This window comes from Leptospira abararensis, from assembly GCF_016918735.1.
Classification (GTDB): Bacteria; Spirochaetota; Leptospiria; order Leptospirales; family Leptospiraceae; genus Leptospira_A; species Leptospira_A abararensis.
Genome location: NZ_JAFFPR010000007.1, coordinates 214,319 through 226,731 on the forward strand (window position 1 = coordinate 214,319; position 12,413 = coordinate 226,731).

At 39.4% G+C, this 12,413-nt stretch carries 13 protein-coding genes; 7 read left to right on the plus strand and 6 right to left on the minus strand.

Features of this window, described 5'->3' with window-relative positions; genetic code table 11:
- Nucleotides 1-4: 4 nt before the first annotated feature.
- Nucleotides 5-1,879: a patatin-like phospholipase family protein gene (locus tag JWG40_RS02275; RefSeq protein ID WP_332470258.1), complete on the minus strand. Its 1,875-nt coding sequence runs from the start codon at nt 1,877-1,879 to the stop codon at nt 5-7.
- A 156-nt stretch (nt 1,880-2,035) separates the two neighbouring features.
- Between JWG40_RS02275 and ruvA the strand changes: the two genes are divergently transcribed.
- A complete protein-coding gene (gene ruvA, locus JWG40_RS02280; RefSeq protein WP_205284243.1) occupies nt 2,036-2,635 on the plus strand; it encodes a Holliday junction branch migration protein RuvA in 600 nt (199 codons plus the stop codon).
- 1 nt (nt 2,636) lies between these two features.
- On the opposite strand, the gene JWG40_RS02285 is transcribed toward ruvA, so the two are convergent.
- Both JWG40_RS02285 and JWG40_RS02290 read right to left on the minus strand, forming a co-directional pair.
- Entirely contained in the window at nt 2,637-3,242 is a 606-nt protein-coding gene (locus JWG40_RS02285; protein WP_205284244.1) for a hypothetical protein, read from the minus strand.
- Nucleotides 3,242-4,786, minus strand: a complete 1,545-nt coding sequence (locus JWG40_RS02290) for a restriction endonuclease (RefSeq protein ID WP_205284245.1) — start codon at nt 4,784-4,786, stop codon at nt 3,242-3,244. Before JWG40_RS02290 ends, JWG40_RS02285 begins: the two co-directional genes overlap by 1 nt.
- Here JWG40_RS02290 and JWG40_RS02295 point away from each other — a divergent pair.
- From JWG40_RS02295 to JWG40_RS02315, 5 genes are read left to right on the plus strand one after another with little or no spacing between them, the layout of a single operon-like run.
- Nucleotides 4,780-5,388 (plus strand): ABC transporter permease, encoded by a 609-nt coding sequence (locus JWG40_RS02295; protein ID WP_205284246.1) that lies wholly within the window; start codon nt 4,780-4,782, stop codon nt 5,386-5,388. The two genes, JWG40_RS02290 and JWG40_RS02295, sit on opposite strands and share 7 nt — an antisense overlap.
- Nucleotides 5,388-6,059, plus strand: coding sequence for an ABC transporter ATP-binding protein (locus JWG40_RS02300; protein WP_205284247.1), 672 nt, complete (start codon nt 5,388-5,390; stop codon nt 6,057-6,059). Before JWG40_RS02295 ends, JWG40_RS02300 begins: the two co-directional genes overlap by 1 nt.
- A gap of 2 nt (nt 6,060-6,061) precedes the next feature.
- A complete protein-coding gene (locus JWG40_RS02305) occupies nt 6,062-6,958 on the plus strand; it encodes an ROK family protein (RefSeq protein WP_205284311.1) in 897 nt (298 codons plus the stop codon).
- A gap of 1 nt (nt 6,959) precedes the next feature.
- Nucleotides 6,960-7,304, plus strand: coding sequence for a histidine triad nucleotide-binding protein (locus JWG40_RS02310; RefSeq protein WP_205284248.1), 345 nt, complete (start codon nt 6,960-6,962; stop codon nt 7,302-7,304).
- Between the two features lie 9 nt (nt 7,305-7,313).
- Nucleotides 7,314-8,264, plus strand: coding sequence for a lysylphosphatidylglycerol synthase transmembrane domain-containing protein (locus JWG40_RS02315; protein ID WP_205284249.1), 951 nt, complete (start codon nt 7,314-7,316; stop codon nt 8,262-8,264).
- A 122-nt stretch (nt 8,265-8,386) separates the two neighbouring features.
- Here JWG40_RS02315 and JWG40_RS02320 read toward each other — a convergent pair whose 3' ends face one another.
- Together JWG40_RS02320 and JWG40_RS02325 are read right to left on the minus strand one after the other, a co-directional pair.
- On the minus strand, nt 8,387-8,848 hold the full coding sequence (locus tag JWG40_RS02320) for a VOC family protein (protein ID WP_205284250.1): 462 nt from the start codon (nt 8,846-8,848) through the stop codon (nt 8,387-8,389).
- A gap of 260 nt (nt 8,849-9,108) precedes the next feature.
- Complete coding sequence (locus tag JWG40_RS02325) at nt 9,109-10,548, minus strand: adenylate/guanylate cyclase domain-containing protein (protein ID WP_205284251.1); 1,440 nt, start codon at nt 10,546-10,548, stop codon at nt 9,109-9,111.
- An 84-nt stretch (nt 10,549-10,632) separates the two neighbouring features.
- On the opposite strand from JWG40_RS02325, the gene JWG40_RS02330 reads away from it, so the two are divergent.
- Complete coding sequence (locus JWG40_RS02330) at nt 10,633-10,959, plus strand: YkvA family protein (protein ID WP_205284252.1); 327 nt, start codon at nt 10,633-10,635, stop codon at nt 10,957-10,959.
- Here the strand turns inward: JWG40_RS02330 and JWG40_RS02335 are convergent.
- Nucleotides 10,943-12,403, minus strand: a complete 1,461-nt coding sequence (locus tag JWG40_RS02335; protein WP_205284253.1) for an ArnT family glycosyltransferase — start codon at nt 12,401-12,403, stop codon at nt 10,943-10,945. The two genes, JWG40_RS02330 and JWG40_RS02335, sit on opposite strands and share 17 nt — an antisense overlap.
- Between the last annotated feature and the right edge of the window lie 10 nt (nt 12,404-12,413).

Sequence of the window (12,413 nt, forward strand, 5' to 3'; positions counted from 1 at the left end):
GTATCTATTGTAAAGTAGGATTTAGAAATTTCTCTCGGCTACGATTGATTTTATCAATAGAGGAAACATAACCCAGTTCAATGAGACGTTCATAAGCAAACCAATCCAAAAGTCCAAAGTTGTTTGTAGGAATTTGTAAAAACAAATCGGATATTTTTTCTGTCTGGCGAATCCTGTCCCTACTCGAGGCAAGGATGGATCTGATAATGATATCGCCAATGGGAGGAAACTTAGGCCGAAGAATTTCATTAAAATTAATTAAGTTGGTAATTTGAGTCAAAGGGTTTGTCATCACCCCTGGATTTGTTTTATCAAAATAGGCACAAAGTTCTTTATCTTGGTCAGGATAAATATCGCCAAACACATCTACGGAAATTACCTTTCCAACTCCTCTCTCTTTTAAAGTAATCCCAGGAACGTTATCTAAAACTCCTCCGTCTACATAAACTACCCCATCATCGATTAAGGGAGGAACAATTCCTGGAATGGAGGTACTTGCTCGAATAGCCTTCCACAAATCCCCTTTGTCATGTACATGAATTTCCGAATGAGACAAGTCCGTGGAAATGGAGTAATAGGGAATCCATAAGTCTTCAATTTGAATGGATCCAAAAAACTGGCGAATGGCTTCTGTATACTTTTTTCCAGTGGTTAAAGAAAGAACAGGAACAGTATATTCATTTAACAGGTCTTTTGTGACCCAAAAGGATTTTGCTTTCTCTTTACTTCCACTACTTGTTTCTCCCATTGCTATAAGAGCCGCAAAGATAGAACCTGCACTGGTTCCTGAAACCATATCAATGGGAATTTGATTTTCTTCTAAGGCAGAAAGGACTCCCAAATGAGCAAAACCTTTGGCTCCTCCTCCCCCAAGAGCAAGACCAATCGACTTACCAAGCAGTCCCCGCCCAAGCCTTTCCCAAGTATCCATTCGATCAAAGTGAACATGGAAGTGGCGGCTGAATTTCCTTTTTTGCAAATGCCGAATAGTGCCTGGAACCACATCCACAGGATTTGGCTGGAGGAGGACCAAAACTTGCGTTCGATTCTTCCATAGTTTTTGATCCAAAAGAGATTCTAAATGGATACAATCTGGTTCATCCTTTGCATCTTTGATCAATAGGATGGTGTCGGACTGACGTAAAGCTCGCTCGGTCCAAGTGGAGATAGATTGACTATCATCCAATAGATAAAAAACAAAATCATACTCGGCTTCCAGTTGGGAAAAAAAACGGATGATCCAAGGTTCTCTTTCCGATTCATCTAACGATTGCAACTCGGTAGTTCTTTCTAAGAATACACTTTCATCTACAACACAAAAGGATCCATAACGAAGGAGAACAAGTCCAATTCGATGAATGATTTCATCTAAAGTTTCTTTTGGAAAAGAACTAAGAATGGAAAAAGTTTTAGAAACAGGAACAAATCCTTTGCTATCTGTTTTGGCATGTGCCAAACGTTCTGCGATGATTTTGGTGATTTGTAAAAGACTTTCGGGGTATTTAAGAAGGATCGAGAGAGCCACATCCCTTGGAACTCGGATGAGTTCCGAGTCTCGAATGGCTTTGACTGTGGCGGAACGTTTTTCACCAGTAAATAAACTTAGTTCGCCAATGATATCGAGTCGTTTGAATTCTCCCGCGTCTCGAACAGTCCCGTCTGTGGCCCGTTTTTCATACCGAAGTTTTCCTGCAGCAAGAATGTATAAATCACTTCCCTCTGAGTTTTCCTCAAACAAAACCTCACCTCCCGCTAAAAATTCTCGCACCGTGTTTTCCTTCATTTCGCGAAGCACTGTATGAGGTAAATTTTTAAAGAGATCGGCCAGAGTCAGATACTGTGCCAGACTTGGATGTTTGGAGATTCGAATTCGTTTCACTCCTTTTGTTTTACTAAATCATATGTAAAAACACAACCTCCTTTTCTTTTTTTCAATTCACATTCACTAAATCAAAGAAACTTCCTTTGTTCTCATACGCAAAAGAGTTGTCGCCAAACGAATAGGATCCTAAATATTGGAAGTGGAACTCTTACCATGATTGCAACTTTACGCGGAAAATTGATTCAACTTGAAATGGACCATCTTGTCCTGGATGTAGCTGGTGTTGGTTACGAAGTCCACATCCCCTTTCCTTTACATTTAGAATGTAAGGAGAAAATGAAAGAAGAGATTTTTTTACATATCTTTCACTCCATCACAGACAGAGGAGAACGCCTATTTGGATTTTCCACTAGAAAAGATAGAGAACTTTTCCAACTCATCAAATCACTCCATGGGATTGGCGAACTCACTGCCCTAAAAATCTTATCTTTTTTCCATGCAGATGATTTGTACAAAATTGCAAAAGAAGACGACCGCAAAACTTTGGAAAAAATTCCCAAGGTCAAAGGCAAAACTTCAGAAAAAATTCTTTTTGAGATCAAACAAAACCTAAAAAAACTAGAAATGTTTTTGAACGATGAATCTACAAAAACAGATTCAGAAGATAGAGAAACAGATTTGGCAACGCTTGCCCTCATCCAATTAGGGTTTGATGAAAAAACTGCCACCAAACAAGTAGCAGATGCTAAAAAATTAAACCCCGGTTATACAGCTTCCGAAATCGTAAAACAAGTAATCACAGGAACCAGATAAATCAAAACATACGGAGGAGATACCAACTCCCCTCCCATTTGATAAAGCTGGGATTGATCAAATACCGCTCTAATTTCTGATTTTCCGCAAACCGAAACCGAACTTCTACCTCTTCGCTAGAGCCTACGTAAAGATCGACCCAAACTTGTTTTGCTGAAAGGAAAACATCGCGAACGGTTAGATTCCCAACACTTCCCTTCTTTCCATCCAACTTTTTGGAATCAAAGTAATAAACTTGAAAGTATCCATTGGGATCGGCGAGGTCTTTTTCTACTTCTGCATAAGTCCAATACCCTTTGGCATCTACATACAGACCTTTTTGGGGATGGATGAGACTCGGCAAATGAGAAAAGGAACCCGCACATAGATCCGCCAGTAATACTTTTAATTCACTCAAAAGAAAAGTTTCATCAAATTTAGAAAGGGCAGTTCCGTAAACAGTTCCAAGCGATAAGGAAATAGGGCAACCCGTTTCTTTAGTATTCGCATAAGAAGGATTGTCAGCTTTAGTGGATTGTGATTTTTCTTTTATGAATTGGCAACTAAAACAAAATAAGAGACAGGACGAAATCAAATAAATACAAAAGGATTTATAAAGAGTGTGCATCACATTGTTTTATTGAGTAAATCCTCAAACAAATCCCCACTGTACATCTCGAGTGCTCCATTACTGGCAGCGATGATTTTTTTCCCACCCTCGGTTACATCAAAATTTCCAATGACATATCCTTTTGTGGCACCTAACTCTTCCATTTGGTTTGTCATCTCCCGAAGAAAAACATCGGATACCTTAGCATCTTTCCATTTACGAACCCGAAATAGTGCTCTTTTATTGACATCTTCTTTGGAGGAAGCAAGTAAGTTCACGCCATCTGCTTCTGGGTTAGACATCTCTTTGGTGACTCGGTAACCCATACTCATCACCATACGTGTAGCTTGGTTTTTAAAATTGGTTCCCGGCATACTAATAAATTTTTCAAATTTATCCAAACCTAACATATCCAATTTGGAAGTTAGTTTTTTCCCACTATCGTCCACCATACCTTTGATATTGAATGGTTTGGAAGAACGCATTCCGCTCAATTCAAAGTATCTAGAGTTAGGAAATAAATTGACAGAAAGTAAATTAAGTTCACGGGAAAGATCATACTCATGGATTAAAGAATCCACAGTTCCCGTTCCCCTTTCCAATCGGTATTTCAAATTGGCGAGGGCCACCACATCGGGATCATCTAACCGTTCTACTTCGGCCTCAATCAAATATTCGGAAGCATCATCCAACCTACCCATATAAACGGTAATCATTGCAAAGTGGATGCTTGTTTCTATGATTTCACTTTGCCAAGCATTGAGCCTAGCCATTTCCAAACAGAGCCTTCCGTATTTCAAAGCCTCTGGAAAGTTTTGCATCAAAATGGCTTCTGTCATTAAAAACTGAAAGAGAGTGAAACGGACAAATTCGTCTTCTATTTGCTCACTGATGGCGACTGCGGTTTTTACGGCATCTTTATGTTTGTTTTCACGAGAAAGAGAGAGTGCGTATAAAAAACCTGAAACGGGAGACTTTTCTAATTTGTAAGCCTTTTCAAAATATTCCTTTTCCTTTCCCCCACCAGTGACACCGGAAATCACTCCCCGAGCAATGAAGTAGGAGGAAAGATTGATTTTTTCTTCTGGGATCCGAGAGAAAAAATGTTCTGCAATTTTAAATTCTTTTTGTCCCAGTGCCATAAATCCCAAACGAAGGCAAGCAATGGGATTGGAACGATCTGCTTGGAGGGTGTCTAGATAATGAAAGAAGGCCTCTTCAAAAAAATCTTTGTTATAATAAATATCTGCAATGCGGTTGGATACAGTCACGGAATCGATTTCTTTCGTATACCGATTGTTCTTTTTGATGATTTCGAGGTGTTTTGCCTCGTTTAATGGATCATTTTCCATGGCGTAGATCTTTGCCATGACATAGTGGCCATAAGGGTTTTGGTGGTCTTCTTCCAGTTTTTCGCGAACGAGGGCCCGGGCATCCAGAAAGTTCCCCAGAGTGGCAAGACTTAAGGCCTTGGCATAACTATCCCGTCTCTGCCCGACAATGAAGGTCAAGAGAAAACCGAGCATAATCACTGCTGCTCCCACAAAGATAAAAAATGCCAAATTCGCTTACTTCCTATTTTCCTATTTTAGTTGGTAAAAAAGAGTCTTACGTCAATTCTGTCCTGGAAGTGATACAGCTCACCTACATTTCGTTTGCTCTACGCCTTCTCTTCCGGGATCGACTCTATTCGGTGGCCTATGGCCTCGTCGGAGCCCTGGTTTTTACATTCTTCTTACTCGCCATAAGGATTCACTTCCATTTGTATTCAGGAGTGTCCCTTACTAGTATCGTTTCCTTTGACCAATCTCCGCAGATTCTTTTTTATTCTACGAGTTTTGCACTGATGGCTCTCTTTTTCTTCCACTGCCTCCAAGGCCTTGGGGACATTGGGGTCATGATGGCCATTGGTGGGAACCGATTGGGCTGCATTTGGCTACATTCCTTGTCCTTATTTTTCTTATTTTTGCCCAGTTTCCTACTGGCTATCATTATCAATTTAGGATACTTAAATCCGCCTCCCGATTTCGGTATCTACAATGAATTAAAATCCATTTTCACCTGTTTGGTTCTTTTCATTGCTTTAGGATTTTTAATCTCTGTTCCCACGATTGGAATTAGTTCTTACATTGATCCTTATAAGTCAATTCGGAGGCAAAAGTAATGTTACTCCGTGTCCACAACCTCACCAAACGATTTGGAAAAGACGAAGCCGTAAGTTCTGTCAGCTTCGATGTAAATCAAGGAGATTATGTTGCGATCATTGGACCTTCGGGATCGGGTAAAACCACTTTGTTATCCATGCTCACAGGAATGCTCTCTCCCACAGAAGGAGACATCCTTTATGACCAAACCAAACTATCACAAATATCAAAACAAGAACTAGCAGAAATTCGTGCACGAGACTTAGGCCTTGTGTTCCAGTTTTCCGAACTTGTCGGCAATCTTACGATCAAAGAAAACATCCTTTTGCCAGCACTGTTTACTCGCAAGTTCCCAAATGATGACTACATTCGTAAATGCGATTATTTGATCGAACATTTAAAGTTAGGTGATATTCAAAATTCGCTTCCCCGAACTTTATCCGGGGGCCAAATCCAAAAAGCGGCCATCGCCCGCTCTCTGATCAACGATCCAGCCATTTTATTTGCGGACGAACCGTCCGGAGATCTAGATCCAGAAAATAGTTATTTAGTCCAACTCCTACTCAACGAATACAACAAACGAAATCATTCCATCATCCTTGTCACACATGATATGAAACTTGCCTTCGATGCCCAAACCGTTTATGAAATGAAAAACGGTAAATTTGACCAAGTCATCAAGGGGGAATGAGTTTGCGAAACGCTATCGGAGTGGATATCGGTGGAGGAAGCATCCGTGCTAGCCTTTTCGATGAAAGTGGAAAAGAACTGCATTCTCAAGTTTCGCCCACTCCCGAACATTTAGATAATCAAAGTTTTTTAAAAATTTTAAAAGATACCATTCGACCCCTCACAAAAGATGGGACGGGAATTGGTGTGGGTTCCCCGGGCCCCTTAGACAATGAACGAGGAGTAATGATTTCCAGTGCTAATATGCAAGGGCTAAAAAACCTTCCGATCAAAGAAGAGTTAAAAAGGGAATTTTCTCTTCCCGTTTGGTATGAAAACGATGCCAACTGTGCGGCCCTCGGCGAAGCCTACTTTGGATATTTTAAAGACACAGAATCTCAACTTACCATCACCCTGGGAACAGGAGTTGGTGGCGGTTTTGTAGACAAAGGAAAATTATATTCAGGATACCTCGGAAATGGAATCGAAATTGGCCATACCACTTCTGTGATCGGTGGGGCCCTTTGCGGATGTGGAGTTCATGGTTGTGTAGAAAGTTATTTTTCCACCAGAGGGTTTCTCGGTCGATACTTTGAAAAATCAAAAAGAAAACTAAAGCATGCTGAAGCATTTTTCCAACTAGTTAGAGATAAGGATCCGTTTGCAACGGAAGTTTTAGATTTTGGAACCTTGGCTTTGGCCCATGCGGTTCGCGGAGCAGTCCACCTACTCAATCCAGAAGCTGTCATCTTTGTGGGTGGGATTACAAAATCATACGACCTCTTTGGAAAAACCCTAGAGGCGGAAATTCGAGGAAGCATATTTCCCGTGTTAAATGATAGATTAAAAATTGGTGCAGGTGGAAGTTTATCGGGTGCCTTAGGTGCCGCCTCTCTTGTTTTTTCTAAGGAGAAAGTATAAAATGGAAAATTGTCTTTTCTGCCGAATTGCGAGTGGAGAAATCCAAAGCAAAAAAGAATATGAGTCTGAAAACATATTAGTTTTTCATGACATCACTCCTCAAGCACCCTTTCATGTTCTCATCATTCCGAAAATCCATATAACGAGCATGAATCAAATTGGGGATCTAGATCCAGAAATCCTAAAAGAAATATTTCAAACCATTCCCAAAATTGCGGAACAAAATGGAATTTCTGAAAAAGGTTACCGGTTGGTCAACAACTGTGGGAACTTTGGCGGACAAACAGTAGGCCACATCCACTTTCATCTGCTAGGTGGACGACATATGCAATGGCCACCGGGTTAAAAGAAAAACATGAGAAAGTTAATATTTGGAATTTTTGTTTCAGGGATTGCGGTTTATTTCCTATCCAAAAACTTTGACATCACCGAATTTGAACGCTTAGAAGGAAAAATCAATTGGTGGATTTTCCCTTTGTTATTCCTATCGAACCTATGGGCCTTTGTTCCCTTTTCCATTCGATGGTACTACCTTCTAGAAAAGAAAATTAGTTTTGCCCAAGCCTTCACCACAGCCATCATCGGTGTGGGTCTGAATATGGTTCTTCCTGCAAGAGGAGGCGATTTGGTTCGTCTCATCATGAACAAACGCGATACAGAGCTTCCCTTAACTCATCTTTTTAGTCGGATTTTTTTAGAGAAGGTAATGGATTTGGGTTCTGTCGTTGTGATTGGTGCCGCTGCCCTTTTTTATATGGGACTTGGACAATCCAAAAACTTAAGCCTCCTTCTTATCTCCACTCTTGTGATTGTTGGAATGATTGCTGGTCTCTCACTGGTTCGATATTTTTTAGATCCTTTACGCACTCTTACTAAAAAACTTTTTGCTATAATCGGTAAACTTGGATTCTACGAAGAACGGTTAGATCACCATTTAGTTGAATTTTCTTCCTTTTTACAAGGAGACAAATTATTAAGGCCCGTCCTTTACTCAGTCCCCACTTGGGTTTTTGGTTATGCGGTGTCCTACTCTCTTGCAGGGATCCTCATCGGAATGCCTCTTACTTTTCCAGAAGCCTTACTTTTTATGTTTCTTGGGGGAATGGGTGTGGCGATTCCTTCGGCACCTTCTGGAATTGGTGTCTTTCATGCGGCCATCATTTCCGGCTTTATCATTTTAGGAAGAGATCCAGGCGAAGGGCTTGTCTATGCAACGGTCGTTCACCTAACACAATTTATCATCACCACAAGTTTAGCTCTCGTGGCTTATTTGTATTGGAGATGGACTCATGGAAAAAAAATCTAAACCTTAAACTTTTCCTCAGGGGAAACCAAATCCTGAGGAAGGTTAAATCTTGATAACCTTTAAAATGCAATATGAAAAACGATCGGAGATTCCACCGACCGTTTCGAATTGTTTCTCTTGAATTAACTTAATGCTTTAATCACATCTTCTGGGGCTTGTACAAGTTCCACAAGCACTCCCTCACTACAAAGAGGGAACTCTTCATTGCCTTTAGGATGAATGAAACAAACGTTATACCCGGCTGCCCCTTTCCGAATTCCACCAGGAGTAAAACGGACTCCTTGTTTGGTTAAATACTCAACACATTCTTCCAATTTATCAATCCATAGTCCGATATGATTTAGTTTCGGATCATGCACTTTAGGACTTTTGTTTGGATCAATGGGTTGCATCAAATCAATTTCCACTTTAAAAGGACCGTTCCCCATGGACAAAATGTCCTCATCCACATTTTCCTTTTCACTTTTATAATCAGAAACTTTGGTAAGCCCCATAACATCTACCCAAAACTTGGATAACTTTTCTTTTGACTCACCACCGATAGCAACTTGTTGGATACCCAAAACTTTGAAGGGACGGGACATGATTCACCTCTAATATTTAATCTGCAAAAATAAAATTTCTACCTGCACCACTTTCTAAATCAGTGTCTCTATAGAAAATTGTTTTTCTAGTCCGTTTGTTGTAATTCTCGGGCGAGTCCCCAAATTCACACTTAAGACAAACCAATCAAACCTTTGCCCTATATTTCTTCAAAAGAGGGACCGGGCTACTCTGGGGTCCGCTTTCGCTTCCGTCCTTGCGGACCTTCGCCCGCCGTATCCCTCTCGCAAAAAATTAAGAACTAGTAATTCGCAAAATTGCCATCCCCGATTTTTTCTGGTGGGTTCTTTAGAAATTCTTTACATCTATCTCGATAGAATTCACTGAGTGGATCCAATTTGATGCGTTCAAACGCAAACATAGCCTTTTCAAAATCTTTTTGTTTATAAAACTCAAGTGCGTTTTCAAAATCAAATTTCCACTTACGTTTCAAAATCTTTTCTTCTTCACTGAAAAAACACATCACTTCATAGATTTTGATACTATTGGTTTTTCCTTTGACAATTACCGTATCCACTTCCCTTGCTAAAATTTCATTTTGAGAAATTTCATGATGTAATTCCGTATAAGTTGTACTCGAAATTAAAATAGGACATTTATAGATTTTGGTTAGACTTTCAATTCGTGAGGAGAGATTGACATTGTCACCAATCACTGTGTAGTCGATCCGTTTTTCAGATCCTATATTTCCGGCAACCACCTCCCCCGTATGAATTCCAATGCCAATTTCGATAGGCTCCTTTAACTCAGAATGATTTTCATTGAAAGATCTCATAGCCTCTTGCATGCTGATTGCGGTTTTTACAGCCCGAATTGCATCATCATTTTTCTGCATGGGAGCTCCAAAAACGGTCATGATGGCATCGCCTATAAATTTATCAATGGTTCCTTGGAATCGAAAAATAATTTCAGTCATCACAGATAAATAGGCATTCAAAATAGAAACCACCGATTTTGCATCCAATCGTTCCGAAATCGTTGTAAAGGACCGAATGTCAGAAAAAAGGATGGTTACCTTACGCATCTCTCCACCAGGTTCCATGTTTACATTTTTTTTATACAATTCATCCACCAGTTGAGGAGGAAGGTATCGTTCCATCATTCTTTTTGTGTTCGCTTCCTCCATCATCTTTCGGCTGGCAGAGGTAATGGAATATCCAATGAGTAACATAAGCACAAGATTCAAATGCATGGGAATTATGTTTTCCGCATCCCCATTGTTATAATAGGTAGTCAGACCGAGAAACAAAGAAATAGAAAGAACCGATGAATAAATGGCACCTGATTTGGAGTAACGTAATAGATTTAACAAAAAAGGAAATATAGAAGCAACATATACCACCCAATAAATCAATTGGCCACCTTTGGGAACAGTCGGTTCAATCACTAACATTACTGCAATGATAGAGTAATCAAATGTGATTGCTAAAAACTTGATGGAATCGTGATAGAATTTATTAATCAGTAAGAAAACAATAGTTCCGGAAACCAAAAACACAAAACAATCCAATAGGACTGTGCGTAAAGCTGGCCTTATTTCGGTATACTCAATATAACCAAAGTATGCCAAAGTATCGATGACCAAATAAAACGAAAAAATGCCTAACCTGACAATCGCGACAGTCCTTTCATTTTTAAAAGCACGTTCCCGCAAAATATTGTCAATGAGTGAGTTTTTCATAAATTATTTTTTGCAGTTCCTTGGATCTCACTCAAGCAAAAAAATGATAGATTTGGATTCGAAAAATCATATAGAATCAAACGTATGAACGAAAACCAAAAACTAAAATTCATCAAAACCAATTTTTGGAAAAAAATCAAAGAAACAGGGAAAAAAATTCCCTTCTTAAAAGATATAATTGCGATGTATTATTGTTTGATGGATGAAAACACATCCCTCACGGCAAAAGCCTCGATTGCCTTGGCATTACTCTATTTTATCTCTCCTGTGGATGCCATCCCCGATGTGATTTTGGCCCTTGGTTTTACCGATGATGCGGGTGTGATTGCCACTACCCTCGTTCTCATCAAGTCACAACTTAAACCTGAACATTATGCCAAGGCAAATGAATCCCTTAACGATAGAATTTAAACAGAAGCAAAGTTTCTTTAAGATTTACCTTACTTTTTTTTAATAGATAGATGGGGATATCTGTTTCCATTGTGTATCGTCTAGAATATTTACCGATTAACTCTTTTTCTTCAAAATAGGATCCCAAAATTTTAACTGTTTCCTCTCCAGTCACCACCAAATGTTTTGGATTTTCTTTGAGGTCACCCAACCAAAGAAAATAATTGTTATGCCCACTCACAACAGGGATTTGTATATGATAATATTCTAAACTTCCAGCCTGTCCATAAAAATTTGCAACGACGGCAGTTTCCTTTAAAATCGACGGATCTATTCCATTGATTGAAATTTGCACTTGTTGATAAAATTTTTCCCAATCCAAACGATCGGCAAACCACTGTGGAAGTAAGGTTCGATTTCCCGCTTCAATTTTTGGGACAACTCCCAAAACATTTACATAAGTAGAGAGAAGTGGTAGAGGAAGGATGGGCATTCCAATCGGAGCCAGAATCAGACCGACAAACAAAGTAAAACCGAGTATTATTTTTTTCCATATATCGGATAACAAAAAAGCACTACCACCGGCAAAGAGTACGGGATAAAAGGAAGCGATCCGGTCTGGACGAGATGATTTGGAATACAAAAACAAAAATAACAAAAATAAGTAAGCAATCCCTAAATAACGGTATTCCTGATTCCGTAGATAAAAATAAACTCCAAGAGTCCACAGAGGTAAGGTAGCAGGATTCATAGAAAGGATTTGATCAAAAATAATTTGGAATAAACTCAAATCTATATTTTTCATCAGATAAGCATTTTTATAAAACTCCAAGGAAGGAAAACCATTTTGGTATTGCCAATAGAGATTAGGCAAAACAAGAAGAATGGCTAGTATCACACCGATATAAAAAAACAAATTCCGGTAAATACTTTTCCATTGAAACCATACATAAGGAGCCATGATGGCAAAAACATAAACTATATAGGTATGTTTGTTCATCACACCAAGGCCAATCACCACACCTACACAGAGCCAATGTATCGGTTTTTCTTTTAGAAATAGACTTAATTGCACAATTAACAAAACAAAAAATACTTCGATGGAGTTCATGGAATAGAATCCAAAAATCACTTGCAAAACCGGGACTGTCATCGTGGCAATTGATGCAAGAACGATAGACCATTTGTTCTCAATGAAATGACTTGTTAGATTTCCAACAAGGAAAACAGAAAGGCCAGCGAGGAGAGAAGGAACCAAACGTAGAAAAAAAATGGAACTCCCATCGATTCCCAAAAACCTTAAAAGGAAAATAGAAAACGGAGGTTGGTCTACATATCCCAAGGCCAAACGTTTGGAACAGGCCAAGTAATAATACTCGTCCACAAAAATACCGTATCCACCGGTTAGATTGATCGCGGCCAGAATAAGAAAGTAAAAAAGTCCGAAAACGGTAGGTAGTGACATCCCACCGATT